This window comes from Streptomyces sp. CA-135486, from assembly GCF_050936555.1.
Classification (GTDB): domain Bacteria; phylum Actinomycetota; class Actinomycetes; order Streptomycetales; family Streptomycetaceae; genus Streptomyces.
Genome location: NZ_JBNJMM010000002.1, coordinates 1632422 through 1659348, shown reverse-complemented (window position 1 = coordinate 1659348; position 26927 = coordinate 1632422). Strand labels below are relative to the sequence as shown.

General features: G+C 69.2%; 21 protein-coding genes and 2 pseudogenes. 17 read left to right on the top strand and 6 right to left on the bottom strand.

Going from position 1 to position 26927, the window contains the following annotated elements:
* Positions 1–54: 54 nt before the first annotated feature.
* From ACQEVG_RS27005 to glgB, 4 genes are all read left to right on the top strand, one after another.
* Positions 55–2064: an alpha-1,4-glucan--maltose-1-phosphate maltosyltransferase gene (locus ACQEVG_RS27005; protein WP_432988428.1), complete on the top strand. Its 2010-nt coding sequence runs from the start codon at positions 55–57 to the stop codon at positions 2062–2064.
* The gene (treS, locus tag ACQEVG_RS27000) at positions 2061–3767 is read left to right on the top strand and encodes a maltose alpha-D-glucosyltransferase (RefSeq protein ID WP_432988426.1); all 1707 of its coding nucleotides are present in this window, start codon (positions 2061–2063) and stop codon (positions 3765–3767) included. The genes ACQEVG_RS27005 and treS overlap by 4 nt, the downstream gene beginning before the upstream one ends.
* Before the next feature lie 154 nt (positions 3768–3921).
* Positions 3922–5310 (top strand): maltokinase N-terminal cap-like domain-containing protein, encoded by a 1389-nt coding sequence (locus tag ACQEVG_RS26995; protein ID WP_432988424.1) that lies wholly within the window; start codon positions 3922–3924, stop codon positions 5308–5310.
* A gap of 28 nt (positions 5311–5338) precedes the next feature.
* On the top strand, positions 5339–7720 hold the full coding sequence (gene glgB / locus ACQEVG_RS26990; protein ID WP_432988422.1) for a 1,4-alpha-glucan branching enzyme: 2382 nt from the start codon (positions 5339–5341) through the stop codon (positions 7718–7720).
* On the opposite strand, the gene ACQEVG_RS26985 is transcribed toward glgB, so the two are convergent.
* Positions 7695–9905 carry a HelD family protein gene (locus tag ACQEVG_RS26985; RefSeq protein WP_432992926.1) on the bottom strand — a complete coding sequence of 737 codons (2211 nt, stop codon included), beginning with the start codon at positions 9903–9905 and terminating at the stop codon, positions 7695–7697. The two genes, glgB and ACQEVG_RS26985, sit on opposite strands and share 26 nt — an antisense overlap.
* Positions 9906–10059: 154 nt before the next feature.
* Here ACQEVG_RS26985 and ACQEVG_RS26980 point away from each other — a divergent pair.
* Positions 10060–10590 (top strand): annotated as a pseudogene (locus ACQEVG_RS26980) (DUF6817 domain-containing protein); the annotation flags it as partial.
* Positions 10585–11103: a S1 RNA-binding domain-containing protein gene (locus ACQEVG_RS26975; protein WP_432992923.1), complete on the top strand. Its 519-nt coding sequence runs from the start codon at positions 10585–10587 to the stop codon at positions 11101–11103. The pseudogene ACQEVG_RS26980 and the gene ACQEVG_RS26975, both read left to right, overlap by 6 nt.
* A 32-nt stretch (positions 11104–11135) precedes the next feature.
* On the opposite strand, the gene ACQEVG_RS26970 is transcribed toward ACQEVG_RS26975, so the two are convergent.
* Positions 11136–12467, bottom strand: coding sequence for a hypothetical protein (locus ACQEVG_RS26970; protein WP_432988420.1), 1332 nt, complete (start codon positions 12465–12467; stop codon positions 11136–11138).
* A gap of 225 nt (positions 12468–12692) precedes the next feature.
* On the opposite strand from ACQEVG_RS26970, the gene ACQEVG_RS26965 reads away from it, so the two are divergent.
* The 4 genes from ACQEVG_RS26965 to tgmC are packed head-to-tail and all read left to right on the top strand — an operon-like array spanning position 12693 to position 15599.
* Positions 12693–13187, top strand: a complete 495-nt coding sequence (locus ACQEVG_RS26965) for an ATP-binding protein (RefSeq protein WP_432988418.1) — start codon at positions 12693–12695, stop codon at positions 13185–13187.
* 56 nt (positions 13188–13243) lie between these two features.
* The gene (gene tgmA, locus ACQEVG_RS26960) at positions 13244–13495 is read left to right on the top strand and encodes a putative ATP-grasp-modified RiPP (RefSeq protein ID WP_432988416.1); all 252 of its coding nucleotides are present in this window, start codon (positions 13244–13246) and stop codon (positions 13493–13495) included.
* Positions 13495–14466, top strand: a complete 972-nt coding sequence (gene tgmB / locus ACQEVG_RS26955) for an ATP-grasp ribosomal peptide maturase (RefSeq protein ID WP_432988414.1) — start codon at positions 13495–13497, stop codon at positions 14464–14466. Before tgmA ends, tgmB begins: the two co-directional genes overlap by 1 nt.
* Entirely contained in the window at positions 14463–15599 is a 1137-nt protein-coding gene (gene tgmC, locus ACQEVG_RS26950; protein WP_432988412.1) for an ATP-grasp peptide maturase system methyltransferase, read from the top strand. Before tgmB ends, tgmC begins: the two co-directional genes overlap by 4 nt.
* A gap of 244 nt (positions 15600–15843) precedes the next feature.
* Here the strand turns inward: tgmC and trxA are convergent, their stop codons facing one another.
* The 3 genes and pseudogenes from trxA to ACQEVG_RS26935 form a co-directional block, all read right to left on the bottom strand.
* On the bottom strand, positions 15844–16176 hold the full coding sequence (trxA, locus tag ACQEVG_RS26945) for a thioredoxin (RefSeq protein WP_432988410.1): 333 nt from the start codon (positions 16174–16176) through the stop codon (positions 15844–15846).
* Positions 16177–16179: 3 nt separating this feature from the next.
* Entirely contained in the window at positions 16180–16572 is a 393-nt protein-coding gene (locus ACQEVG_RS26940; protein ID WP_405805968.1) for a MerR family transcriptional regulator, read from the bottom strand.
* A 55-nt stretch (positions 16573–16627) separates the two neighbouring features.
* Positions 16628–16822, bottom strand: a pseudogene (locus tag ACQEVG_RS26935) (Lrp/AsnC ligand binding domain-containing protein); the annotation flags it as partial.
* Positions 16823–17125: 303 nt separating this feature from the next.
* Between ACQEVG_RS26935 and ACQEVG_RS26930 the strand changes: the two are divergent.
* On the top strand, positions 17126–18589 hold the full coding sequence (locus tag ACQEVG_RS26930) for a glycoside hydrolase family 16 protein (protein WP_432988407.1): 1464 nt from the start codon (positions 17126–17128) through the stop codon (positions 18587–18589).
* Between the two features lie 33 nt (positions 18590–18622).
* Positions 18623–19561 (top strand): DUF1996 domain-containing protein, encoded by a 939-nt coding sequence (locus ACQEVG_RS26925; RefSeq protein WP_432988405.1) that lies wholly within the window; start codon positions 18623–18625, stop codon positions 19559–19561.
* Positions 19562–19811: 250 nt separating this feature from the next.
* Here the strand turns inward: ACQEVG_RS26925 and ACQEVG_RS26920 are convergent, their stop codons facing one another.
* Positions 19812–21185, bottom strand: coding sequence for a cation:dicarboxylate symporter family transporter (locus ACQEVG_RS26920; protein ID WP_432988403.1), 1374 nt, complete (start codon positions 21183–21185; stop codon positions 19812–19814).
* A gap of 125 nt (positions 21186–21310) precedes the next feature.
* Between ACQEVG_RS26920 and ACQEVG_RS26915 the strand changes: the two genes are divergently transcribed.
* The 5 genes from ACQEVG_RS26915 to ACQEVG_RS26895 all read left to right on the top strand — a co-directional run bounded on the left by ACQEVG_RS26915 (position 21311) and on the right by ACQEVG_RS26895 (position 26815).
* Positions 21311–22939, top strand: coding sequence for a sensor histidine kinase (locus ACQEVG_RS26915; RefSeq protein ID WP_432988401.1), 1629 nt, complete (start codon positions 21311–21313; stop codon positions 22937–22939).
* Between the two features lie 53 nt (positions 22940–22992).
* Positions 22993–23679, top strand: coding sequence for a response regulator (locus ACQEVG_RS26910; protein WP_432988399.1), 687 nt, complete (start codon positions 22993–22995; stop codon positions 23677–23679).
* Positions 23680–23772: 93 nt separating this feature from the next.
* Positions 23773–25128 (top strand): ABC transporter substrate-binding protein, encoded by a 1356-nt coding sequence (locus ACQEVG_RS26905; RefSeq protein WP_432988397.1) that lies wholly within the window; start codon positions 23773–23775, stop codon positions 25126–25128.
* Entirely contained in the window at positions 25125–25991 is an 867-nt protein-coding gene (locus ACQEVG_RS26900; protein WP_432988395.1) for a carbohydrate ABC transporter permease, read from the top strand. The genes ACQEVG_RS26905 and ACQEVG_RS26900 overlap by 4 nt, the downstream gene beginning before the upstream one ends.
* The gene (locus ACQEVG_RS26895) at positions 25991–26815 is read left to right on the top strand and encodes a carbohydrate ABC transporter permease (protein ID WP_432988393.1); all 825 of its coding nucleotides are present in this window, start codon (positions 25991–25993) and stop codon (positions 26813–26815) included. Before ACQEVG_RS26900 ends, ACQEVG_RS26895 begins: the two co-directional genes overlap by 1 nt.
* Positions 26816–26927: the final 112 nt, after the last annotated feature.

Below are 26927 nucleotides of genomic sequence, written 5' to 3'. Positions count from 1 at the left end.
AAAAAGGAACAACCCGCTCAAACCGCCCTGCCCGCACAGCCCTCAGGTGATCCCATGATCGGTCGCATCCCCGTCCTCGACGTCCGCCCTCAAGTCGACTGCGGCAGGAGGCCCGCGAAAGCCGTGGAAGGTGAGACCTTCCCGGTCACCGCCACCGTCTTCCGCGAGGGCCATGACGCGGTCGCCGCCAATGTCGTACTGCGCGACCCGAGCGGGCACCCCGGGCCCTGGACCCCCATGCGCGAGCTCGCCCCCGGCACCGACCGGTGGGGCGCCGACGTCACCCCGGACTCCGAGGGGCGCTGGACGTACGCCGTCGAGGCATGGAGCGACCCCGTCGCCACCTGGCGGCACAACGCCCAGATCAAGATCCCCGCCGGCATCGACACCGCGCTGGTCCTCGCCGAGGGCGCGGAGCTGTACGAGCGGGCCGCCGCCGACGTCCCCAAGCGCGACGGCCGCGAGGCCGTACTCGCCGCCGTCGACGCGCTGCGCGACGAGGACCGGTCCGCCGCCGCCCGGCTCGCCGCCGCCCTCGCCCCCGACGCCACCGCCGCCCTCACCCGTCACCCGCTGCGCGAACTGGTCACATGCTCCCGCCCGTTGACCCTGGTCGTCGAGCGCCGCCGGGCGCTGTTCGGCTCCTGGTACGAGCTCTTCCCGCGCTCCGAAGGCGCCGTCGTCGAGGAAGACGCCCCGCCCGTCTCCGGCACCTTCCGCACCGCCGCCGAACGGCTGCCCGCCGTCGCCGCGATGGGCTTCGACGTCGTGTATCTGCCGCCCGTCCACCCCATCGGCACCACGTTCCGCAAGGGCCCGAACAACAGCCTCTCCCCCGCGGCCCATGACGTCGGCGTCCCCTGGGCCATCGGCTCCGCCGACGGCGGCCACGACGCGCTCCACCCCGACCTCGGCACGCTCGAGGACTTCGACCACTTCGTCGGGACCGCGCGGGACCTGCGCATGGAGGTGGCCCTCGACTTCGCGCTGCAGTGCTCGCCGGACCACCCCTGGGTCGAGAAGCACCCCGAGTGGTTCCACCACCGCGCCGACGGCACCATCGCGTACGCCGAGAACCCGCCGAAGAAGTACCAGGACATCTACCCGATCGCCTTCGACAAGGACATGCGCGGTCTGGTCAACGAGACCCTGCGGGTGCTGCGCTTCTGGATGGACCACGGTGTACGGATCTTCCGCGTCGACAACCCGCACACCAAGCCCGTCGTCTTCTGGGAGAAGGTGATCGCGGACATCAACCGCACCGACCCCGACGTGGTCTTTCTGGCCGAGGCGTTCACCCGTCCGGCCATGATGCACACCCTCGCCGCGATCGGCTTTCAGCAGTCGTACACCTACTTCACCTGGCGTACCACCAAGCAGGAGCTGACCGACTACCTCACCGAGCTGTCCGGCGACGCCGCCTCGTACATGCGTCCCAATTTCTTTGTGAACACCCCGGACATCCTGCACGCCTACCTCCAGCACGGCGGCCGCCCGGCCTTCGAGGTGCGGGCCGTGCTCGCGGCGACCATGTCGCCCTCCTGGGGTGTGTACGCGGGCTACGAATTGTGCGAGAACGTTCCCCTGCGGGACGGCAGCGAGGAGTACCTTCACTCGGAGAAGTACCAACTGCGGCCGCGCGACTGGGAGTCGGCGGATCGCGAGGGCCGCAGCATCACGCCCCTGATCACCGCGCTCAACCGGATCAGGCGCCGCCACCCCGCCCTCCAGCAGCTGCGGGACATCCACTTCCACCACACCGACAACGAGGCGGTGATCGCGTACTCGAAGTCCGCCGGGAGCCCTTCGGGGTCGAACACCGGCAACACCGTCATCGTGATTGCCAACCTCGACCCCCACCACACCCAGGAGGCCACGGTCTCGTTGGACATGCCGCACCTCGGCCTCGACTGGCACGAGAGCGCACCGGTGCGCGACGAGCTCACCGGCGAGACCTATCACTGGGGCAGAGCCACCTATGTGCGCCTCGAGCCGGGTGTCACGCCCGCGCACATCGTCGTCCTGCGACCGTCCCCGCCGACCGGAGGGTCACCCACATCATGATCGTCAATGAGCCCGTCCACGACACGTTCGAGGACACCCCCGCCAAGGACCGCGACCCCGACTGGTTCAAGCGGGCCGTGTTCTACGAAGTCCTGGTGCGGTCCTTCCAGGACAGCAACGGCGACGGCATCGGCGACCTCAAGGGCATCACCGCCAAACTTGACTATCTGCAGTGGCTGGGGGTCGATTGCCTCTGGCTGCCACCGTTCTTCAAGTCCCCTCTCCGGGACGGCGGTTACGACGTGTCCGACTACACCGCTGTCCTCCCCGACTTCGGCGACCTCGCCGACTTCGTGGAGTTCGTCGACGCCGCGCACCAGCGCGGCATGCGCGTCATCATCGACTTCGTCATGAACCACACCAGCGACCAGCACCCGTGGTTCCAGGAGTCCCGCAGCAACCCCGAAGGGCCGTACGGCGACTATTACGTCTGGGCGCCCGACGACAAGCAGTACCAGGACGCCCGGATCATCTTCGTGGACACCGAGACGTCCAACTGGACCTTCGACCCGGTCCGCAAGCAGTACTACTGGCACCGCTTCTTCTCCCACCAGCCCGATCTCAACTACGAGAACCCCGCGGTGCAGGAGGAGATCATCTCGGCGCTGCGCTTCTGGCTGGACCTGGGCATCGACGGCTTCCGTCTCGACGCCGTGCCCTACCTGTACCAGGAGGAGGGCACCAACTGCGAGAACCTCCCCGCCACCCACTCCTTCCTCAGGCGGGTGCGCAAGGAGATCGACGCGCACTACCCCGACACCGTGCTGCTCGCCGAGGCCAACCAGTGGCCCGAGGACGTCGTCGACTACTTCGGCGACTTCGCGGCCGGCGGCGACGAGTGCCACATGGCTTTTCACTTCCCGGTGATGCCACGCATCTTCATGGCCGTACGGCGCGAGTCCCGCTACCCGGTCTCGGAAATCCTGTCCAAGACCCCGGCCATCCCGAAGAACTGCCAGTGGGGCATCTTCCTGCGCAACCACGACGAGCTCACGCTCGAAATGGTCACGGACGAAGAGCGCGACTACATGTACGCGGAATACGCCAAGGACCCGCGAATGCGCGCCAACATCGGCATCCGCCGCCGGCTCGCGCCCCTGCTGGACAACGACCGCAACCAGATCGAGCTGTTCACGGCGCTGCTGCTGTCGCTGCCCGGATCGCCCATTCTCTATTACGGCGACGAGATCGGGATGGGCGACAACATCTGGCTCGGTGACCGGGACGCCGTGCGGACACCGATGCAGTGGACCCCGGACCGGAACGCGGGCTTTTCCTCCTGCGACCCCGGCCGGCTCTACCTCCCCACGATCATGGATCCGGTCTACGGCTACCAGGTCACCAATGTGGAGGCGGCGATGGCGTCCCCGTCCTCGCTGCTGCACTGGACCCGGCGGATGATCGAGATCCGCAAGCAGAACCGCGCCTTCGGGCTCGGCTCGTACACGGAACTGCCCTCGTCGAACCCGGCCGTGCTCGCCTTCACCCGCGAGTACAAGGACGATCTCGTGCTCTGCGTGCACAACTTCTCGCGGTTCGCGCAGCCCACCGAGCTCGATCTGCGTGCCTTCGCCGAACGGCATCCGGTGGAGCTGATCGGCGGGGTCCGCTTCCCCGCCATCGGCCAGTGGCCCTACCTGCTGACTCTCGCCGGCCACGGCTTCTACTGGTTCCGGCTGAGAAAGGATGCCGGCGCCATCTGAGGCACGTGTAACGAGAGGTACCTCCCGCGGGGCGGTTTCCGCCGCCCCGCACTGGGCACTCTCCCCTTCATCCCCGCGCGCCGCCGGACAGCCACTGCTGTAATCCGGGACACTCTGCGCATTCGTGGTGTACCCGGGGAAAGGACGCGATGCCATGTCGGAGGCTGCATCCACCCGGACTCCCGTCGCTCTTCTCCCGTCACTCGCCCCACTCCTGCACAGCTGGCTGCCGAGGCAGCGGTGGTTCGCCGGCAAGGGGCATCCCGTCACGGGCTTCTCCCTCGTCTCCGCGACCGAGCTGCTGCCCCTGGACTCGGCGCCCGGTCCGGGACTGCTGCATCTGCTGCTGCGCGTCCAGCAGCCCGGGCTTCCCGCCCCCTCGGCGCAGGACTGCTATCAACTTCTCCTCGGCGTACGCACCACACTGCCGCCGCATCTCGCACCCGCGCTGATCGGCCATCTCACCGAGGGCCCGCTGGCCGGGCGCACGGTCTACGAGGGCCTGCACGACCCGCGCCTCGCAGATCTGATCCTGGAGCGGCTGCGTACCCCGGGCGCGCTCGGGCCGCTGCGTTTCGACCGGTCCGAGGTGGCCCCGGCGATCCCCGGCGGCCTGGCCGCCCGCCCACTGGAGGCCGAGCAGTCCAACTCCTCGCTGGTCTATGGCGATGCGTACATCCTCAAGCTCTTCCGCCGGGTGCAACCCGGCCCCAACCCCGATCTGGAGCTGCCGCTCGCGCTGGCCCGCGCCGGGTGCGGCCGGGTGCCCTCGCCCGTCGCCTGGTACGAGACCACCGCGCCCGAGCCGTACACCCTCGGTGTGCTGCAGCCCTTCCTGCGCGGCTCGCGGGACGGCTGGCTGCTCGCGCTGGACTCGCTGGCCGGCGGGCACTCCTTCGCCGACGAGGCCCGCGCGCTCGGCCGGGTCACCGCCGAGGTGCACACCGCGCTCGCGGGCGAACTTCCCACGGTGATGCTGAACCGACCGCAGACGGAGCACCTGGCGGCCGCGATGACCCAGCGTCTGGACGCCGCCGCGCAGGCGGTGCCCGCGCTGCAGCCGTACGCACCCCGGCTGCGCGCGGCCTTCGACGCCATCGCCACGCTGGGCAGGCGCGGCCGCTCCTGGCGGGCCCAGCGCGTCCACGGCGACCTCCATCTCGGACAGACGCTGCGCGGCGGCGGCGGGCGGGGCGACGGCCACTGGTCGGTCATCGACTTCGAGGGCGAGCCCGCGCGCCCGCTCGGCGAACGCCGCAGGCCCCAGCCCCCGGTACGCGATGTCGCGGGCATGCTCCGTTCGTTCGACTACGCGGCGCGCACCCACCGCCCGTGGAACCCGGTGTGGGCGGAGTGCTGCCGTACGGCGTACTGCGAGGGCTATGCCGAGGCCGGCGGCGCCGATCCACGCACCGAGCCCGAACTGCTGCGCGCCTACGAGACGGACAAGGCCGTGTACGAGGTCGTCTACGAGGCCCGGCACCGCCCCGACTGGCTGCCGGTACCGATGGCGGCGATCGACCGCCTCGCCGCCCTCACCTGAACCCCACTGCCCAAGGAGGCCGACCCCCGTGAGCGCCCGACCCCCGTCCCGTAATTCCTCCGTCCCCGATGGGCCCAGGCGGACGTCCGACACCGGGCCCGGCCGCCGGCAGAGCGCGGCGCCGCCACCACGCACCGGGGCCAGTCATGGAGTGCGAGCCGCGCGCCCGCTCGCGGACGGGGACCGGGAGCGGCTGCTGGCCGGCGCCCACCACGATCCGCACGCCCTGCTGGGGGCGCACTCGGTGCGCGGCGGTATGGAGCTGCGCGTACTGCGTCCGTTCGCACGGTCGGTGACCATGCTCGCCAAGGGCCTGCGGGCCGAACTGCACGAGGACGGCGACGGGTTCTTCTCGGGGGTGCTGCCGCTGCGCACCGCCCCGGAGTACCAGCTGCTTGTCGCCTACGACAGCGGCGAGACCTCGGACGAGGCGTCGGACGGCGATGCGGGCGACGCCTCGGACGGGAACCGGGCCCGGATCGAGATCGAGGTGCAGGATCCGTACCGCTTCCTGCCCTCGCTCGGGGAGCTCGATCTGCATCTGATCGGCGAGGGGCGGCACGAGGAGCTGTGGCGGGCGCTGGGCGCGCACCCGATGACGCACCAGGGCGTGACCGGCACGCGGTTCACGGTGTGGGCGCCCAACGCCCAAGGTGTGCGCGTGGTCGGCGACTTCAACTACTGGGACGGCACGGGGTATCCGATGCGCTCGCTCGGCTCGTCGGGCGTGTGGGAGCTGTTCCTGCCGGGGGTCGGCGAGGGCGCGCTCTACAAGTTCGACATCGCCCGGCCGGACGGCTCGCACACCCTGCGCGCCGACCCGATGGCCCGGCGCACCGAGGTGCCGCCCGCCAACGCCTCGATCGTGACGGAGTCCCACCATGTGTGGCGGGACGATGAGTGGCTGGCACGCCGCGCCGACCGGACGGTCCACGAGTCCCCCCTCTCCGTCTACGAGGTACATCTGGGCTCCTGGCGCCCGGGACTCACCTACCGCCAGCTCGCCGTCCAACTCCCCGCATATGTCAAGGACTTGGGCTTCACCCATGTGGAGCTGATGCCGGTCGCCGAGCACCCCTTCGGTGGCTCCTGGGGCTATCAGGTCACCGGCTTCTACGCCCCGACCGCCCGGATGGGCACCCCCGACGACTTCCGCCATCTGGTGGACGCCCTGCACCGGGCGGGCATCGGCGTGATCGTGGACTGGGTGCCGGCGCACTTCCCGAAGGACGACTGGGCGCTGGCTCAGTTCGACGGCCGCCCGCTGTACGAGCACGCGGACCCGGCGCGTGCCGCGCACCCCGACTGGGGCACGCTCGAGTTCGACTACGGCCGCAAGGAGGTGCGCAACTTCCTGGTCGCCAACGCCGTGTACTGGTGCGAGGAGTTCCACATCGACGGGCTGCGGGTCGACGCGGTCGCCTCGATGCTCTACCTCGACTACTCCCGCGAGCAGGGCGAATGGACGCCGAATGAGCACGGCGGCCGGGAGAACCTGGACGCGGTGGGCTTCTTGCAGGAGATGAACGCCACCGTCTACCGGCGCTGCCCCGGCGTCGTGACCGTCGCCGAGGAGTCCACGGCCTGGGACGGCGTCACGCGCGCCACCCACCATGTGGGCCCGGGCGGCTTCGGCGGCCTCGGCTTCGGCCTGAAGTGGAACATGGGCTGGATGCACGACTCGCTGGGCTATGTCGCGCACGAGCCGGTGCACCGCAAGTTCCACCACAACGAGATGACGTTCTCGATGGTGTACGCGTACAGCGAGAACTATGTGCTGCCGATCTCGCACGACGAGGTGGTGCACGGCAAACGGTCGCTGGTGAGCAAGATGCCCGGCGACTGGTGGCAGCAGCGGGCCAACCATCGCGCGTATCTGGGCTTCATGTGGGCCCATCCGGGCAAGCAACTGCTCTTCATGGGGCAGGAGTTCGCGCAGGGTGCGGAGTGGTCGGAGGGCCACGGCCCCGACTGGTGGCTGCTCGACCCGTCGTACGCGGCGGAGGCGGACCACCGGGGCGTGCGGGACCTGGTCCGCGAGCTGAACACGGTGTACGCGGCGACCCCCGCGCTCTGGCAGCGGGACACCGTCCCCGAGGGCTTCGCCTGGGTCGTGGGCGACGCCGCCGAGGACAATGTCTTCGCCTTCCTGCGCCATGCCGCGGACGGCTCCCCGCTGCTGGCCGTGAGCAACTTCTCGCCGGTGGTGCGCCACGAGTACCGCCTCGGCGTGCCGGACGCGGCCCAGGCGTGGACGGAGGTCCTCAACACGGACGCGGCCCGCTACGGCGGCGGCGACGTACTCAACCCGGACCCGCTGAAGCCCGAGTCGGTCGCGTCGCACGGCCGCCCGGGGAGCATCCAGCTGACGCTGCCGCCGCTGGCTACGGTGTGGCTGCGGCCGGTCTGATGATCCCGAGTCGCTGAGTGGCCCGGGTGAGCGCCACATAGAGGTCGTTGGCGCTCATCCGGTCGGGGTCGACGACGAGGACGGTGTCGAACTCGAGGCCCTTCGCCTGGCGAGGGTCGATGAGCACGACGGGCCGGGACAGATCCAGCGGCCCGTCGCCCGATTCCAGCCCGGAGAGTTCGGCGTGCCGCTCGCGCGGGGCGATCACCGCGAGCCTGCCCTCCCGCGGGGTCTCCTCGGCGGCGAGCCGGGCGACCTCGCCGAGCGGCAGGGTGCGCTCCCAGGGCGGTACCCCCGTCGAGCGGATGGAGCGCGGCGGCTCGAAGCCGGGGTCGCTGGCCCGGCGCCGCTGGGACGCGTACTCCATGATCTCGGCAGGCGTACGGTAGTTGACACCGAGCCGGGCCAGCTCCCAGCGGTCCTGGACGTACGGGGTGAGGATCTCCTGCCAGGAGTCGCAGCCCGCCAGGTCCCCGGTCTGCGCCGGGTCGCCGACGAGGGTCATCGAGCGGGTCGGACTGCGCCGCATCAGCAGCCGCCAGGCCATGGCCGACAGCTCCTGCGCCTCGTCGACGATGATGTGCCCGAAGGCCCACGTCCGGTCGGCGGCGGCGCGCTCGGCGGCGCTGCGGTGGTCGGCCTCCTCCTGCCGCTCGGCCATGCGCTCGGCGTCGATGATGTCGTGCGCGGCGAGGACCTCGGACGCTTCTTCGTCGATGTCCTGCTTGTCCTCGAACTCGTAGGTACGGGAGGCGTACGAGACGTCGAGGACGCCCTGCGCGTAGGCGATCTGCCGGGCCCGCTCGGCCTCGGCGGCGGCCAGGGCGGCGGAGTTGTCCTCGCCGAGGAGCTCGGCGGCCTCGTCGAGGAGGGGCACGTCGGCGGGGGTCCACGCGGTGCCGGTACGCGCGCTGCCGGGGCGCCGGATCAACTCCGCGTCGTCTTCGGGCAGATGGGTCGGATTTTCCAGGTATTCGGCGAGGAACCCCTCGGGGGTGAGCGGGGGCCACAGGGTCGCGATGGTGGAGTGCACCTCGGCGCTGGCGGCGATGCCCTTGCCGAGCTGGGCGATGTCGTCGGGGCCGAGGAAGTTCGGGCCGCCGTACGGGTCGGCGCCGATCCGGTCGGCGAGCTGGGTGGTCAGGTCGTCGATGATCCGGAAGACGAAGTGCGGGCGGGCCAGGTTGTGCGGCAGACCCGTCTCACGGGCCTTGTGCCGGGCCTCGACGGCCATGTCCCAGTCGAGCAGCAGATCCCCGTCGTCGTGCCGGACGACGATCGGCGCATCCTTCTCGGGCACCTGCTGCCGGTCCCGTACGGCCTCCGCCAGTACGCCGGCCATGTCCGCCCGGCCCTTGACGGCCGCGGCCGCGGGGCTGTCCGTGCCGGTGGCCGTGACGCCGGGGAACAGCTCGCCGACCGTGGCCAGCAGCACGCCCGTCTCACCGAGCGAGGGCAGCACCTCGCCGATGTAGCCCAGAAAGACCGGGTTGGGTCCGACGATCAGCACGGCACGCTTGGCCAGTTGCTCCCGGTACGCGTACAACAGATACGCGGCCCGGTGCAGTGCGACCGCGGTCTTCCCGGTCCCCGGCCCGCCCTCGACGACGAGCACTCCGCGCTGCGGTGCGCGGATGATGTGGTCCTGCTCGGCCTGGATGGTCGACACGATGTCGCCCATGCGGCCGGTACGGGCGCTGTTCAGCGCGGCGAGCAGCACCTCGTCGGCGTCGTGCGACTCGTATCCGGTGCGGGTGGTGTCGGCGAGATCCATGATCTCGTCGTGCAGGGCGGTGACGGTGCGCCCCTCGGTGGTGATGTGCCTCCGCCGGCGCAGCCCCATCGGTTCATATCCGGTCGCGAGATAAAACGGCCGCGCGACGGGAGCCCGCCAGTCGATCAGCAACGGAGTCCGTTCGGCGTCGTCCCGCCGGATTCCCGTGCGCCCGATGTGGTACGTGACTCCGTCGCGCCGGTCGATCCGCCCGAAACAGAGCCCGGAGTCGGCGGCATTCAGCGCGGCGAGCGATGCGGAGTGCTCGACCACACCGACATCGCGTTCCACGCGCGCCTGACGACCCGTGCTGACCTGCGCGATCGTGGCGTTCATGGCCGTTTCGGCCTCGGCCCTGAGCTGGTCGAGCCGCTCATGGGCGAGCGAGACGAATTGCTGCTCCTGCCGCATTTCCCCGGTTGACAATTCAGCTCCTGACGCGATACAGTGCCTTTATTGAACTTCTTTGCGTTCTTTAGTGCACGCGAACACTCAAACACCAAATATACCCAAGGAAAGACCCCGGCCGTCAATTCGGTTCCGGGGTATTTTTGTGTTCGTGGACATATCGGGGAGCACAACAGAAGCAACCGCACTGCTGCGCAGCCACGGCGCCGGGGACCTGGACCACCCCGGCGGCACACTGCTCGCCCACCTGGAACGGGTCCGGCAGCGCCTGTCGGATTGGGGCGCCCGCCCGGAACTCCAACTGGCCGGCCTGTGCCATGCGTTCTACGGCACGGACGGCTTCGCGACCGGGCTGCTGCCACTGAAGAGGCGGACGGAGCTGGCGGCGGTGATCGGCACGGAGGCGGAGGAGCTCGTGTACTTCTACGCGAGCTGCGACCGGTCGGCCTCGTACGCAAGGCTCGCGGACGACGACGCGGCCTTCCGCGACCGCTTCACGGGAGTGACGTACACGCCGAGTCTTGCTCAGCGGCAGGACTTCGCCGAACTGACGGCGGTCAACGAGCTCGACCTGGCGCGGGGAGACGCCGCGTTCCGAGCGCGGTGGGGCGGGGAGTTGCTGCGGCTGTTCACCGGGTGGCGCGGGCTGCTGAGCGAGGCGGCGTGGGCGGACGTACGCGACGTGCTCACCCTGCGGGCCGAGGAACGGCTCGAATTTCTCCAGGGCCTTGAGCGGGGCCAGGTCGTCGCCGGCGTGGTCTCCCACATCGCGAGCTTCGGTGTCACCTTCGTGGAACTGGGCGGCGTAGAGGCGCAGATGAACATTCCCGAGGTGTCCTGGAGCCCCGTCGACTCACCAGCCGATGTGATCCGCGAGGGCCAGGAGCTGCCCTTCACGGTCCTGAGCGTCGACATGTCACGCGAGAGGGTCTCGCTCTCGCTCAAGGACCTGACGCCCGACCCGATGCGGGAATTCGCGCGCACGCGGCGACTCGGAGACGTGGTGCGCGGTCAGGTCACCAGGTCGGTGCCGTTCGGAGTGTTCATCCGGGTGCACGACGGCATCGAGGGGCTCGTCGGCCGGGACGAACTCGACGGGCGCGAACTGCACCCCGGTGACGAGGTCGACGTCGAGATCGCGGCAATCAACATCAACTCGCGCCGGGTCCGCCTCGCGCTCTGCCTCAACGGGAGCAGCTGAGCAGTCCGCCAGGACGGCGTCATGCCCTGCGGTCATGTGGCGGCTTTCTGTCCAGCCACCACCCGGACCCGCTCGCCAAGTTGCCGCACGACCCGGCTGTTCGGCTGTGCCTGGACGGACTTCCGCAGTGTGGCGAAGTGCTCGTCCCCCCGCGCTGTGGAGAGTGACGTGTAGTCGTCGAGGAATCGTTCCCATGTTGCGCACGCCGCTTCGATGTGCCCGAACTCCCATTGGCGGGAAGCGAGAACGCCGTTCGCGTGGACGCGTCCCTGGCGCTCGTTCACGGGCCGGACCCCGTTGGACTGCTGCATGGCCTTGATCGACCCGGGAAGGTCTCCCAGCTCGTACAGGACGTGGGAGACGTGGAACTGATAAGCAGCCTGGTCGTAGCCGCCAACCGCGTCGTTGCGGCCGTCAGCCTTGGCCAAGGCCGCCTCGGTTTCACGCAGACGGCTGAACGCTTGACGCCGGTCTTTCACCATCGCCGCGCCGTGGGCCTGCTGGCCCCGGAGGAATGCGGTCAGTCTCGGGCCGGCAGCCGGTGCAGCTTCCGCCGCCGAATCCGCGTACTCCAGCGCCTTCGGCCCGTATCCGAGATTCGAGGCCTGAAGGGCCATGCCTCGCAGGGTGCGGCAGTAGGTGACGTGGTCCTGTGCGTCCTTCGCAAGGTCGAGGGCCTGCACGAAATATCTCTGCCCGAGACCGTGTGCCCGCTCGTACATGGCCATCCACCCCGTGAGGTACACGAAGTCAGCGGCAGCGCCGAGCATGTCGTCATGCACCTTCGGCGTGGCGTCGGCGTCGAGCCACGACAGGACTGTGTTCGCGAGGAACGCCGCCGCCATCGGCCGTGCATGGCCACCGCCGAGGTCGTCGAGAATCGCCGCGATGTGATCCGTCATCTTCTGAACCGTGGAGACTTCACCCTGGCCGATCCGGACCGTACGCCCGGCCTTTACGCCATCGTCGGAGGTGTCGAGCCGGTCGCCCACATCGGAGAAATGGGGCACCATCAGCGCCGCCGAGTAGAGCCCGGCCGAGAGCACTCCACGCCGTGACGGGTCCATGTCGCCCCTAACGAGGTCTGCCAGATCGGCGGCCTCCTCCGTTGCGTGGCCGGGGAATCCCACGTCGGCGCACGTTATCGGGCGCCTGATCCGGCGGGAGAGCGCTTCGACGATGACCGGCCGGGCGGCCTCCTTCGGGAGCGCGCCCCTGAGCCAGTACGTCACCGTGCTTGCACCGTAGTGCAGCGCCAGGCCCGCCTCCGAACCGGCACGGTTCACGGCTCGCGCGAGCTGCCCATTTCCCCAGTCGGCCTCAGCCATCAAGGCGGCAAGGGCCGTGTTCGGCGTGCGTCCCATTCCAGCTCCCTGGTATTCAACGCATTCAACGGACGTACCAGCATGGCCCGTTCTCTCGTTCGGTGTACCCCAGTTGAATGACTACCAGCCACCCGGAGTTATCGGTCAAGCACACCGGGCTCCCGCTCGGGAGCGGACTTCAGGCGGCACAAAGATCGGCAGTCGGTCCCTGGGCCCCCGTCAGGGATCGACTGCTCTCCGCCCTCTTCGCGAGGAGTCCTCCTCATGACCCGCCATGCCCGCATTGTCGTTCCAGGTGACGCATCCGCCGTCGCTTTCGCCCGCGAACGCGTCCTCACTCACGTCCGGGCATGGGGAGTGCCGCTGGCCGAAGAGCTGCGGGAGGGCGTGAGGCTGGTCGCCTCGGAGCTGATCACAAACGCTGTGGTGCACGGCGGCGGGTTCGCCACGGTCGGGCTGTACTACGACGATGGCCGCCTCCTCCTGGTCGTCCACGACGGCGACTCGGGCGAGCCCAGACGTGGGTGCGCCGCCGCGGACGAGGAGGCGGGGCGGGGTCTGGCCCTGGTGGAGTTCCTCGCCGCACGCAATGGCTGGGAGCCCACGGCCAGAGGCAAGAAGGTGTGGGCCGAGTTCGACGTTCCAACCCCGACGCCGATCGCACGCAGTGAACCATTGCGACGCCGTACGAAGACCGCTGCTCAGCGCGCGTACGTCAATGCCACGCCGCCCTCCTCGGCAATGTCGGCCGAACTGTGAAGAGCCCACGCCACCTCCCCGCCTGACAAAGTCTCCACCACGAAAGGTGAACAGCGATGACGACTACCGCCGTAGCCCCCTGGGGGCTCACCCGTATGAAGCCCTTCCCGGCCTCCACCGTTCTCCCGTGTGCCGCGATCGTCCTTGACCCGGACGCGCAGACAGGCCAGTGGATCACCAAGGCTGGCGACGGCCTCCCGATGTGGGACCGGCACAAGCGGTCGGAGACATCAAAGGAGACCTCGACGAAGACGAGCCTTGACGGCAACTCCGACCAGGGCAGTGACCAGTCCGGAGACTCCGACTGATGCCGGGCGGCAACCCGCCCGTGCTCGTAGTGACCCGTCTGGACGACATCACCGCCGACACCGTCATCTGCGAACTGAACCGGCGCAAGGTGCCCGTGGTCCGTCTCGACCCGGGCAACTTCCCCGACACAGTCACCGTGACCTCGGCATTTGACTCCTGCGGACCCTCCGGCATGCTGCGCACGGCGACCCGGGCCATGGATGTAGGCGACGTGCGGTCGGTGTACTGGCGTCGCCCCAACCCCTACGCGGCGCCCGAAGGCATCGCCGGGCAGGATGCCCGCTGGTGCGCTGAAGAGGCCCGGTACGGGCTCGGCGGCCTCCTCGGCGCATTACCCGGCGCGCATTATGTGAACCACCCCTGGCGCAACCGTGACGCCGAGTACAAGCCCGCGCAGCTTGCAACGGCCGCACGCTGTGGGCTGACCATCCCGCCGACCGTCATCACCAACGAGCCCGACGAGGCGCGTCGATTCGCTGACGAGTACGAGCCCGTGATCTACAAGCCATTACGGGAAACCAACTATCTCGACGACCACGGCCGCGCCCTCACGGTATGGATCGACGATGTGAGAGCCGATCAGCTCGGCGACGGCACAGCGCATACCGCGCACCTGTTCCAGCAGCGCGTGAACAAGATCGCCGACATCCGGATGACCGTCGTCGGCGACCGCCCGTTCCCCGTCCGTATCGACGGCTCGCCCGGTGTGGACTGGCGGCGTCACTACGAGTCTCTGACGTACACACTGCTCGACGCTCCGCCGGACGTGGCCGAGGGAGTACGCGCCTACCTGGACGCCTTCGGCCTCACCTTCGGCGCCTTTGATTTCGGGCTGGACATCGACGGCCGGTGGTGGTTCTACGAGTGCAACCCCAACGGCCAATGGGCATGGTTCCCCGAGCCCATCACCCGCCAGATCACCGCTGCCATCGCCGACCAACTCCACAACCCTCCAGGGGCCGCAGCATGACCACGACCGCCGCCACCCAGCGCCGCGAACTCGCCGAGACCCTCGCCGAACGCGGCCACCTCACCGACCCCGCATGGCGCACCGCCATCGAGAAAGCGCCCCGGGAACTATTCCTGGGACACACGTTCTACCGGCCCTCCGGCTCCCAGTGGGACCCCGTACATCGCGACCAGCTCGGTGTGGACGAATGGCTGCGCCTGGTCTACTCCGACACCACATGGGTCACTCAGGTCGACGGCACTGACGCTGCCGACGCGCCCGGCCCGCTGGCGGGGCGGCCGACCTCGTCCAGCACGCTGCCGTCTCTCGTCGTCCGGATGCTCGAACTCGCGGGGCTGCGGGACGGTGACAAAGTGCTGGAAATCGGCACCGGCACCGGCTACTCCACCGCGATCCTGTGCCACCGGCTCGGGGACAAGCTCGTGTTCTCCGTCGAATACGACCCCGGGCTGGCAGCCCTCGCTGCCGACCGCATCCATGCCGTCGGCTTCACGCCAACCCTCGTCACCGGCGACGGTCTCCAAGGGCACAAGGACGGCGCGGACTATGACGCCATCGTGGCCACATGCTCGGTGCGCAGCATCCCGCGCTCCTGGCTGTGGCAACTCCGTGAAGGCGGCACCATCACCACCACCATCAGTGGATGGATGCTCGCATCCGGCCTGATCCGCCTCACGATGGGCAAGGACGGCACCGCGACCGGCCGCTTCACGGGCGAAACCATCGGCTACATGCTCGCCCGCCCCCACGAACGACCGCCCAGGCCGCAATTCATCCAGCGCCCTGGCAGCACCCGCACCACCCTCGTCGACCCGGCCCTCATCGAGACCTGGACCGGGCACTTCCTCGCCCAGCTCGCCGCCCCGTCCGCCGAACTCGCCACGACCGGCGACAGTGTGATCCTCGTGGACGTGGCAACCGGTTCTCAGGCATGGACCGAACCGGCAGGAGGCGGCTGGGCAGTGCACCAACACGGGCCGCTGCGACTGTGGGACCAGGTGGAGGGCGCTCTGACGACCTGGCAGGAGGCGGGTGCACCCGATCAAGCCGCGTTCGGCATGACCGTCACGGACGACGCGCAGACCGTCTGGCTCGGAACGCCAACGGGACCATCCTGGCAACTCCCCGCCTGAAACGAGAGAGGAACCAGGGGGACCGTGCGGGCGGGTCATCCCGGAACGACGAGTTCATCAATCTGTGCCACCGCACACTGGCACCCACGCCTCCGGCACGCCTCTGACACGCCTCTGACACGCAGAGCATTCACGCCACCCGACCCGGTCTGTGAAACACGGGAGTCCGGACGGGCGCCCGGACGGAACAGCCTGCCGGGCGCCCTGCGCCGATGCGCGAACCGGCACGTACTGGAGCGGGCGACTAGATCACGTCCGCCAGCTCCTGCAGCAGCCTGCGCTTGGGTCGGGCGCCCACCATCGACTTCACCGGTTCTCCCGCCCGGAACACCATCAGCGTCGGCATCGACAGCACGCCGTACCTCGTCATGATCTCCGGGTTGGTGTCCACATCGAGCTGCACGACCTTGAGCCGGCCGGCCTCCTCGCTCGCGATCGAGCTCAGTACCGGCGCGAGTTGGCGGCACGGGCCGCACCAGTCGGCGGTGAACTCCACCAGGACCGGCAGCGGAGCCTTGAGCACCTCCGTGTCGAAGTCCGCGTCCGTCACCGCCGCGACACCCTTTGCCTGAATCATTCGTCACCCTCCGAATTCGCACCGTGGTTCCGGACCGCCCGCGAGTTCCGCCTCGGCCCGCGCGAGCTGCGCGCCCACCTGGGCCCGTACCGACTGGAGCTGCTCGATGAGCGTGTCCAGTTCGCCGAGCTTGGCCCGGTAGACGGCGAGCGAGGCGGGGCAGGAGTCCCCGGCGGGGTGCCCGGCACGCAGGCATTCGACGAATGGCCGGGTCTCCTCCAGGTCGAACCCGAAGTCCTGCAGGGTCCGGATCTGCTGGAGCAGCCGCAGATCGTCCTCGTCGTACGTGCGATAGCCGTTCACCGCGCGCCGGGCGGGCAGGAGCCCGCGGGACTCGTAGTAACGCAGAGTGCGGGTGGTCGTCCCGGCCCGCTCCGCCAGCTCGCCGATTCGCATGCCTTCGACCGTAAGCCTTGACGTCGGCGTCAAGGCAACCGCATAAGCATCGAGGTCACTGCGGTGGCAGCAGTGGCCTCTGCTCCAGCGGCGAGGCCAGCACGACCGATGTCGTCGTGCGCCCGAGTGCCGAGGTCTGCCCCGGTACGTCTTCGAGGTGGACGGTGTCGGTCACCGCGACCTTGAGGATCCAGCAGTCCTCGCCGACGACATGGTGCGCCTCGATCACCTCGGGACGGGCCGGCACTTCACATCGGGCTCGGCGCCCCGCGCGCCCGCACGCCTGGACCCCGACCGCCCGGCCGCCGAGCCGACGCCACCACCGCCGGTCCGCAGACGATCGTCGGCCCCGCGACCGCCGCACTCGCGGATGAACAAATTCCGGGTGCGCACCGCCCCTCCTCGCTCCTGACCAGCCATTCAGCCCAACCGGATACTGCGTTCAGGAAGTTAAGGGTCCAGGGTCATTGACGCCTGCACTGTCTACATCTACAAAACTGTGTTGAGAGCGCTCTCAAGCCCCGCAAATGCACCATCCTCCCGGAGGTGTTCCTTGAGCACGAGCCGCATCAGACGCACCCCCTTCCTCACCCTGATCGTCGCCCTCGCCGTTGCCCTCGCCGGGTTCATCGCCGTCACCGGCGCCGGGTCCGCGCGCGGCGACGTACCCCCCACGCCCGGCTGGAACCTCCAGTGGAGCGACGACTTCAACGGCGCCAACCGCACCCTGCCCTCGTCCGCCAACTGGCAGATCGACCTCGGCCACGCCTACCCGAACGGGCCCGGCAACTGGGGCACCGGAGAGATCCAGAACTACACCGACAACCCCGACAACCTCTCCCTCGACGGCGGCGGCAACCTCCGCATCAACCCGCTACGTGACGGCGCGGGCAACTGGACCTCGGGCCGGATCGAGACCCGGCGCGCCGACTTCAAGGCCCCCGCCGGCGGCACCCTGCGCATCGAGAGCCGCATCCAGATGCCCAATGTCACCGGCCAGGCCGCGCTCGGCTACTGGCCCGCCTTCTGGGCCCTCGGCTCCCCCTACCGCGGCAACTACTGGAACTGGCCGTCCATCGGCGAGTTCGACATCATGGAGAACGTCAACGGGATCAACTCCGTCTGGGGCGTGCTGCACTGCGGCGTCAACCCCGGCGGCCCCTGCAACGAGACCAGCGGCATCGCCAACAACCGCGCCTGCCCCGGGGCCAGTTGCCAGTCGGCCTTCCACACCTACCGCTTCGAGTGGGACCGCTCCGTCTCCCCCAATGAGCTGCGCTGGTACGTGGACGGCCAGCTCTTCCACAGCGTCGCCGAGAACCGCGTGGACGCCGGGACCTGGGCGAACATGACCAATCACGCGGGCTACTTCATCCTCCTCAATGTCGCGATCGGCGGCGCGTTCCCCGACGCGCTGGCGGGCAAGACCCCCACTGCGGCGACCGTCCCCGGACGGCCGATGCTCGTCGACTATGTGGCGGTCTGGACCCGCGGCGGCGGCTCGACGACCCCGCCGACCACTCCGCCGCCCACGACTCCCCCGTCCGGCTCCTCGCAGCTGTATCTGCGTACGGGAGGCGGCGCGGGCGACGCGGCGGCTTCGGCGGCGACGGTGAGCCTGGCGTCGGCGGGCGGCGCCAACTACGACGGCACCCCGCACAACCCACAGGTCTTCACCTCGACCGGGATCACCCGGAAGTACAACGGCGGGGCCACGCAGTTCGACCTGTTCGTGGACGCGGGCTCCACGGTCGCCAACGGCCAGCAAATCAGGGTGAGTTACGACCGTACGGGCGACGGCAGCTGGGACCGGACGGAGACGTACAACTACTTCGCCACCGATCCCGTGCCGGGCTACGAGCACTACACCCAGGCCAAGGGCCTCAGGTCGGCCACCGGAGCACTCGGCGATCTCACCAACGGCAAGGTGCGGATCGAGGTCTGGAACGCCATCGGCAACGGCGCCAGCACGGTCGGCGTCGGCAACCAGTCCGTCGTACGCATCCCCTTCGGCTGATCCTGACGGGAGGGCAGACACATGTTCCGCCGAATGCTCGCGAGCACCGCGGCCGTGATCTTCCTGGTCACGGCGGGATGGGTGACCACGAGGAGCGATTCACCGGCCCCTGACACGGCCTCGGGTCACACAGGCCATGCCGGCCACACGTACACCTTCACCGCTGAACAGGCGGCCGCGATCGTCGCCCAGGCGGCGGCCCCGGTCCGCGGCAGCGAATTCCGCGCGGACTGCTTCTCCAGCCACCGCCAGGGTGACGACCCGATCGTCTTCCCCGGTCAGGCGGGCCGCTCGCACATCCATGAGTTCTACGGGAACCGAACGGCCAACGCGTCCTCGACGCTCCAGTCGCTGGCCGCCGGCACGACCAACTGCACGCCGAAGACCGACCTTTCCTCGTACTGGACCCCCACCCTCTACCAGAACGGAGTGCCCGTGGCCCCCGAGCGGGTCACCGTCTACTACCAGGGCGTCACCGACCACACCCGGGCCGTGGCCCATCCGCGCGGTCTGCGATATGTCGTCGGCAACGCCCTGGCCACATCGCCCGACCAGAACCCGGCCGCACGCTGGTCGTGCGTCGGCCGGCCGGAGTCCGGCCGGGACTTCATCAACTGCCCGCCCGGCACCAAGCTGGAGAACTATCTGGACTTCCCGACCTGCTGGGACGGGAAGAACCTGGACTCCGCCAACCACCGGGATCACATGGCGTACGCGGTGGGGCAGAGCTGTCCCGCCTCGCACCCCGTGGTCGTGCCGCGTCTTGAACTGCTGATCACCTGGCCGGTGAACGGCGGCGGGCTCACCCTCGCGGGCACCAGGAACGGCGCGAATGTCACCACCGCGCCCGGCTACACCTTCCACGGCGACTTCTTCAACGCCTGGGACGACGGTGAGCTGAAGCGCCGGGTGGCCAACTGCATCGTCGCGGGGTACATCTGCGGGACGGACGGCAATCCGATCCAGCAGTGACCGCTGCTCCGCCTCCGGGTCCGGGGCGCCCAGCTGCCTGAACGGAGCAGGGCGTCCCGGTCCGTGGGGGGGCGCCGGTCACTGGTGTGAGCGGAGCCTGCGTTCGCCGACCTGCTGGGGGTCGGCGCTGGTGAAAGAGCCGGGACCGGCGCCCCGAGTGCGCCGGTCCCGGCTCATGTCATGCCCTGCGGATGTCAGGTCCTCGTAAGGTCAGACCCTCCGGATGTCGGGCCCGCTGAAGATCCCGCTCTCAGACCTTCGCCGGGACCCCGTCCTCGTCCCGCTGCTCCGGCACCTCGACGTCGGCCTGCGGCGTCTCGTGACCGTGGCTGTCGTCGAGCAGCGTCTTCTCGTCGAACGGAATCCGGCCCGTCAGCACCTCGTCCACCCGCGCCTTGTCGATCTCCTTCGTCCATGTTCCGACCAGCACCGTCGCCACCGCGTTGCCCGCGAAGTTGGTCAGCGCACGCGCCTCGCTCATGAAGCGGTCGATACCGACGATCAGGCCGACGCCGTCGACCAGTTCGGGACGGTGCGACTGCAGACCGCCCGCCAGTGTCGCCAGGCCGGCGCCCGTGACGCCCGCGGCACCCTTGGAGGCGACGAACAGGAAGAGGAGGAGCGGGATCTGCTCGCCGAGCGACATCGGCTGCCCCATCGCATCGGCGATGAAGAGCGAAGCCATGGTCATGTAGATCATGGTGCCGTCGAGGTTGAAGGAGTAGCCGGTCGGCACGGTGATACCGACCACCGGCTTGCTCACGCCCAGGTGCTCCATCTTCGCGATGAGCCGCGGCAGGGCGGACTCGGAGGAGGAGGTGGACAGGATCAGCAGGAACTCACGGCCCAGGTACTTGAAGAGCGTGAAGATGTTGAGGCCCACGACGACGCGCAGCAGCGCGGCGAGCACGACGAAGACGAAGAGGAAGCAGGTGACGTAGAAGCCGAGCATCAGCACGGCGAGGCTCTTGAGCGCGTCCACACCGGCCGACCCGGTGACCGCGGCGATCGCGCCGAAGGCACCGATGGGCGCGGCCCACATGATCATCGCGAGGACGCGGAAGACGAGCCGCTGGATGTGCTCCACGCCGCGCAGCACCGGCCGGCCCGCCGAGCCCATCGCCTGCAGCGCGAAACCGACGAGCAGTGCGATGAGGAGCGTCTGCAGGACCTCACCCGTGGTGAAGGCGGAGACGATCGTGGTCGGGATGATCCCGAGCAGGAATTCGGTGGTGTCCTTGGCCTCGGTGGAGACCGCCCCCTGGCCCGCGTCCTTGACCGCGTCGGTCACCGCCAGGCCGGTACCGGGCTCCAGGATGTTGCCGACGACCAGACCGATGCCGAGCGCGACCAGCGACATCACCACGAAGTAGCCGAGCGCGATACCGCCGACCGCGCCGACCTTGGCGGCTTTGCGTACCGAGCCGATGCCCAGCACGATCGTGCAGAAGATGATCGGCGAGATCATCATCTTGATCAGGTTCACAAAGCCGGTACCCAGTGGCTTGAGCTCGACGGCGAACTCGGGGGCAGCCAGGCCAACGGCGATGCCCAGCGCCACCGCGATGATCACGGCTATGTAGAGATAGTGGGTCCGGTCCCGCCTAATGGCTCCAGTAGCCACGGGGTCCTCCTAGATGTCACATGCGTCCATGTCCCTATGGATGCCGCGACTATCCACCACCCTGTGACCCCGGTCACCGTTACGTTCGTTTCGTTCACACAATCCCGGCCAGGCAGACTGGCTGCATGCGCATACCCCGGCCCCGCAGCCTCGCGGGTCAGCTCTTCGCGATGCAGGTCGTGCTGGTCGCGGCGATCGTCGCGGGCTGTGCGCTCTTCACCTACCTCACCGACCGTTCCCAGGCCGAGGAGACCGCGCGCCGGCAGTCCCGGGCTGCCGCCACCGCCGTCGCCCGGTCGCCCTCGGTGGTCGCCGCGGCGCGCTCGGCGCATCCGACGGACCAGCTTCAGCCGTACACGGAGCGGCTGCGCCGCGACGCGGGCGTCAACTTCGTCGTGATCATGGCTCCGGACGGCACACGGTGGACGCATCCGGAGCCGGGCGAGATCGGCAGGAAGTACCTGGGAAGCATCGACGAGGCGCTGCGGGGCAAGATCTACAGCGAGAAGCACCTGGGTACGCTCGGCCCCTCGGTACGGACGGTGGCTCCCGTGTACGACAACGGGAAGATCACCGCGCTCGTCAGCGCGGGCATCACCATCCAGAAGATCAGCGAGCAGGCGAGCAAGCAGGTGGCCGGGCTGCTCGTGGTGGCGGGCGGGGCGCTGGCGCTCGGTGGCCTCGGCACGTATGTGATCAACGCGCGGCTGCGGCGGCACACGCACGGTATGAACGCGGCCGAGCTCAGCCGGATGCACGACTACCACGAGGCCGCGCTGCACGCGGTGCGCGAAGGGCTGCTGATGCTCGACGGGGGGCGGCGGATCGCGCTGGTCAACGACGGGGCGCGGGAGCTGCTCGGCCTGGACGGGGACGCGGTCGGCCGCCAGGTGGCGGAGCTCGGCCTGCCGGCCCCGCTGACCGGCGCGCTGCTGGCGGCGGAGCCGAGGGTCGACGAGGTCCATCTGACCGCCGACCGGGTCATCGTGGTGAACACCAGCCCCGTTGTGGGCGGGGAGCAGCGCGGCACGGTGGTCACCCTCCGGGACCACACCGAACTCCAGGCGCTCTCCGGCGAGTTGGACTCCGAACGCGGCTTCACCCAGGCCCTGCGGTCCCAGGCGCACGAGGCGGCCAACCGCCTCCACACGGTCGTCTCGCTGATCGAGCTCGGCAGGGCGGACGAGGCGGTCGACTTCGCCACCGCGGAGCTGGAGCTGGCGCAGGTGCTGACCGACCGCGTGGTGGGCGCGGTCGGTGAGCCCGTACTGGCCGCGCTGCTGCTCGGCAAGGCGGCGCAGGCCAACGAGCGCGGCGTTGAACTGGTCCTCGCGGAGGACAGCCGTATCGACGACGGCGTCCTGCCGCCCTCGCTGTCGGCCCGCAACCTGGTGACGATCCTGGGCAACCTGATCGACAACGCGGTCGACGCGGCGTCGGAGGCGGCGGCGGGCGGCCGGACCGGGGACGGAGGCCGGCCGCCGCGTGCCCGGGTGACGGTCACCGCGCATGTGGACCACGACGAGCTGCTGCTGAGTGTCGCGGACACGGGCGCGGGCATCGATCCGGCGGACGCGGAGGAGGTCTTCCGCCGCGGCTGGTCCACCCACGGCGCGGGCCGGGGCCTGGGCCTGGCGCTCGTCCGCCAGGCTGTGCACCGTAGCCGCGGCACGGTGGACCTGACCCAGGGTCCGGACGGCGGTGCGGAGTTCACCGTACGCCTGCCGCTGCACACGAGTGAGGTGCGCACATGACGAACGCCCCGCGCAGGGCCAGACCGCGGACGCACTCAAGAAGGTAGGGCCGCATGAGCGACACCCTCATCAGAGTTCTTGTCGTCGAGGACGACCCCGTCGCCGCCGACGCACACGCCCTCTATGTCCGTCGCGTCGCCGGGTTCGACGTCGCCGGGGTCGCGCACTCGCGGTCCGAGGCCGTGCGACTGCTGGAGCGGACCACGGTCGATCTGCTGCTGCTGGACCTCTATCTGCCCGACGGGCACGGCCTCCATCTCGTACGGTCCCTGCGTGCCGCCGGGCACTCAGCCGATGTCATCGCCGTCACCTCCGCCCGCGACCTCGCCATCGTCCGCGAGGGCGTCTCCCTCGGAGTCGTCCAGTACGTCCTGAAGCCCTTCACCTTCGCCACCCTCCGCGACCGTCTCACCCGGTACGCCGAGTTCCGCGCCGCCGCCGGTGAGGCCAGCGGCCAGGACGAGGTGGACCGCGCGCTCGGCGCCCTGCGCGCGCCCCAGGGCGGGGGTCTGCCCAAGGGGCTGAGCGCCCCGACGCTGGCCGCGGTCACCCGTACCCTGCGCGCGTCCGCCGCCGGGCTCACCGCCACCGAGGCCGGTGCCGCCGTCGGGATCTCGCGGATCACCGCGCGCCGCTATCTGGAGCATCTGGTCACCGAGGGCCGCGCCGTACGCGCCCCGCAGTACGGGCAGATCGGGCGCCCCGAGCTCCAGTACCGCTGGAAGCCGGCCAAACACTAGCCAACGACCTTGGCCTGCATGGGGATTGACCTTGGTCACGGGCAGTCCTACGGTCACCGGGCAGCCCTCACGGCTGAAGAGGAGGTCGTGCCCGTGCGCCCCACCGCCCCACTCTTATTCCTCGCCACCGCGCTCGCCGCCGGTTCGCTCACCGCCTGCGGCTCCGGCTCCGGCAGCAGCGCCGACACCGTCAAGGTCGCCTACAACCGCTCGACCGACAACAACATCCGCTTCAAGGACCAGTTCCTGGAGTCGATGAAGAAGCGGTTCGAGAAGGACCACCCGGGCAAGAAGGTCAAGCTCGTCCCGATCCAGGCGCCGGACAACGACTACGCCACCAAGGCGCAGCAGATGATGCGCTCCCCCAAGACCGCGCCCGACCTGGTCTACGAGGACACCTTCCGGATCAACTCGGACATCAAGGCCGGGTATTTGAAGCCGCTCGACGACTACCTCGCCACCTGGGCGGACTGGAGCCGGTTCGCCGACACGGCGAAGGCCGCGGCCAAGGCCGAGGACGGCAGGACGTACGGCATCCCGGACGGCACGGACACCCGCGGCCTCTGGTTCAACAGGGAACTCTTCGCCAAGGCCGGCCTGCCGGCGAACTGGCAGCCCAAGAACTGGGCCGAGATCCTCACCGCCGCCCGCACCATCAAGCGGAAGGTCCCCGGCGTCATCCCGCTCAATGTCTACACCGGCAAGGAAGTCGGTGAGGCCGCCGTGATGCAGGGCTTCGAGATGCTGGTGTACGGCACCGGCGCAGACCCCCTCTACGACCCGGCCGCCAAGAAGTGGGTGACGGGCAGCAAGGGCTTCAGGGACGCGCTCGACTTCGTACGGACGGTGTACGCGCAAAAGCTCGGCCCCGACGTCTCCGACGCCCTCGACCCCAACGTCAACACCCGTGTCGCCACCGAGTTTCTGCCCGAGGGCAAGCTGGCGATCGCACTCGACGGATCGTGGATGGGCCAGAACTGGGTGAACAAGGGCCCCAAGGCATGGCCCGACTGGGAGCGGAAGCTCGGCCGTGCCCCGATGCCGACACAGAACGGCCAGGCGCCCGGCAAGGTGTCGATGTCCGGCGGCTGGACCTGGGCGATCCCGCAGAAGTCCAAGAACGCGGATCTGGCCTGGGAGTTCATCAAGACGATGCAGACCAGGGCGAATGCGGTCGAGTGGACGATCGTCGACGCCCAGATCGCGGTACGCAAGGACGTCGCCGGCGATCCGAGGTATCTCAAGTCGATGCCGGGCATCGACTTCTTCACCGGGCTCGTGCAGTACACGCACTACCGGCCCGCGCTGCCCGTCTATCCGCAGGTCTCCTCGGCCATCGGCGAGGCGATGGAGAAGGTGACGACGGGTGACGCTTCGGCACAGGACGCGGCGAAGGCGTACGACGACCAGCTGAAGACCATCGTCGACGGCGCGGTCGTCACCAGGTGAGCACGGCGAGAAGGGGGCCCTGGCGGTGGGCGCCGATCGCCCCCGCCACCCTCCTGCTGCTGCTCTTCCTGGCCGGCCCGATCGGCTACTGCGTCTGGATCGCCTTCACCGACACCCAGCTGACGGGCGCGTCCGGCTCCTCCTTCGTAGGCCTGGACAACTTCCGCCGGGCGTTCGCGGACGCCGACTTCCGTAACGCCGTCCGGCTCACGCTCGTCTTCACCTTTGTCTCGGCGGTGCTCGGCCAGAACACCCTGGGCCTGGCGCTGGCCGGTCTGATGAGGGCCGCGTCCCGTCGTGTACGGACCCTCACCGGCACCCTCGTGATCACGGCCTGGGTGCTGCCGGAGATCGTCGCGGCGTTTTTGCTGTACACCTTCTTCCGCCGCGAGGGGACGCTGAACGCCCTGCTCGACTGGCTCCATCTGCCCTCCCAGAACTGGCTGTTCACGCTGCCGATCCTGGCCGTGTCCTTCGCCAACGTCTGGCGCGGTACCGCCTTCTCGATGCTGATCTACTCGGCCGCGCTCGCCGAGATCCCGCGCGAGATCACGGAGGCGGCAGAGGTCGACGGGGCGAGCGGCCCGCGTCGCATCTGGCACATCACGCTGCCGATGATCCGCCGCTCCATCGGCACGAATCTGATGCTGAACACGCTCTCCACGCTGTCGGTCTTCGGCCTGATCTGGGCGATGACGCGCGGCGGACCCGGTAACCGCAGCCAGACGCTGCCGGTGTTCATGTACGACCAGGCGTTCCTGAAGAGCCTGATCGGCTACGGCACGGCGGTGGCGCTGCTGCTTCTGCTGGTGGGCTCGCTCTTCTCGGTCGTCTATCTGCGTCTGATGAAGGTGGAGCCGTGATGCGCCGGACCACCCGGACCCGGCTCACGGCCGACGCCGCCCTGCTGCTGACCGCGGCGGCCTTCGCGCTGCCGCTGATCTGGCTGATGCTGGCCTCGCTGGACACGGAGGCGGACCTGCGCCTGCGGGCCCCTTCGTCGGTCAGCGCGGACAACTTCGACGCGGTGCTCACCGACGAGATCACCTTCACGCCGATGCTCAACAGCCTGCTGCTGTGCGGCGGCGCGACCCTGCTGACGGTTGTCTGCGCGGCGCTCGCCGCCTATCCGCTCTCACGCCACCAGTCGCGCTGGGGCCGCTCGTATCTGCTGACGGTCCTGTTCACGACATGTCTGCCGATCACCGCGATCATGGTCCCGGTCTACGGCCTGTTCGTACAGGTCGATCTGATCGACACGATGTACGGCACGGGTCTCTTCCTCGCCGCCTCCTCCCTGCCGTTCGCCATCTGGCTGATGAAGAACTTCATGGACGGCGTCCCGGTGGTACTGGAGGAGGCGGCCTGGACGGACGGCGCGTCGAGCCTGCAGACGCTGGTCAGGGTGGTGCTGCCGCTGATGGGCCCGGGGCTGGCCGTGGTGACGATCTACACCTTCATCCAGCTCTGGGGGAACTTCTTCGTACCGTTCATGCTGATCCTGAGCCCCGAGCAACTGCCCGCGTCCGTCTCGATCTTCACCTTCTTCGGCAACTACGGCTCGGTGATCTACGGCCAACTCGCGGCGTTCTCGATCCTGTACTCGGCGCCGGTGCTGGTGCTGTATGTGCTGATCGCCCGCAGGCTGGGCGGCGGCTTCGCGCTGGGTGGCGCGGTCAAGGGTTGACGGCCGGTGCATCCCCTCGACAGCATGATCCCTCACGCGACGTTACCAAGTGGTAGCGATCAGCTCATACCTTCCTACAACAAGTGGCGCCGGGTGAACGCACCGTAGTCGC

Excerpts from the sequence above, each read along its gene's own strand:
- ACQEVG_RS26965 (WP_432988418.1), top strand. The coding sequence starts at position 12,693 with ATGACCCGCCATGCCCGCATTGTCGTTCCAGGTGACGCATCCGCCGTC.
- ACQEVG_RS26970 (WP_432988420.1), bottom strand. The coding sequence starts at position 12,467 with ATGGGACGCACGCCGAACACGGCCCTTGCCGCCTTGATGGCTGAGGCC.
- ACQEVG_RS26995 (WP_432988424.1), top strand. The coding sequence starts at position 3,922 with ATGTCGGAGGCTGCATCCACCCGGACTCCCGTCGCTCTTCTCCCGTCA.
- tgmB (WP_432988414.1), top strand. The coding sequence starts at position 13,495 with ATGCCGGGCGGCAACCCGCCCGTGCTCGTAGTGACCCGTCTGGACGAC.
- ACQEVG_RS26925 (WP_432988405.1), top strand. The coding sequence starts at position 18,623 with ATGCTCGCGAGCACCGCGGCCGTGATCTTCCTGGTCACGGCGGGATGG.
- ACQEVG_RS26940 (WP_405805968.1), bottom strand. The coding sequence starts at position 16,572 with ATGCGAATCGGCGAGCTGGCGGAGCGGGCCGGGACGACCACCCGCACT.
- ACQEVG_RS27005 (WP_432988428.1), top strand. The coding sequence starts at position 55 with ATGATCGGTCGCATCCCCGTCCTCGACGTCCGCCCTCAAGTCGACTGC.
- ACQEVG_RS26895 (WP_432988393.1), top strand. The coding sequence starts at position 25,991 with ATGCGCCGGACCACCCGGACCCGGCTCACGGCCGACGCCGCCCTGCTG.
- tgmA (WP_432988416.1), top strand. The coding sequence starts at position 13,244 with ATGACGACTACCGCCGTAGCCCCCTGGGGGCTCACCCGTATGAAGCCC.
- tgmC (WP_432988412.1), top strand. The coding sequence starts at position 14,463 with ATGACCACGACCGCCGCCACCCAGCGCCGCGAACTCGCCGAGACCCTC.
- ACQEVG_RS26915 (WP_432988401.1), top strand. The coding sequence starts at position 21,311 with ATGCGCATACCCCGGCCCCGCAGCCTCGCGGGTCAGCTCTTCGCGATG.
- ACQEVG_RS26985 (WP_432992926.1), bottom strand. The coding sequence starts at position 9,905 with ATGCGGCAGGAGCAGCAATTCGTCTCGCTCGCCCATGAGCGGCTCGAC.
- ACQEVG_RS26910 (WP_432988399.1), top strand. The coding sequence starts at position 22,993 with ATGAGCGACACCCTCATCAGAGTTCTTGTCGTCGAGGACGACCCCGTC.
- treS (WP_432988426.1), top strand. The coding sequence starts at position 2,061 with ATGATCGTCAATGAGCCCGTCCACGACACGTTCGAGGACACCCCCGCC.
- trxA (WP_432988410.1), bottom strand. The coding sequence starts at position 16,176 with ATGATTCAGGCAAAGGGTGTCGCGGCGGTGACGGACGCGGACTTCGAC.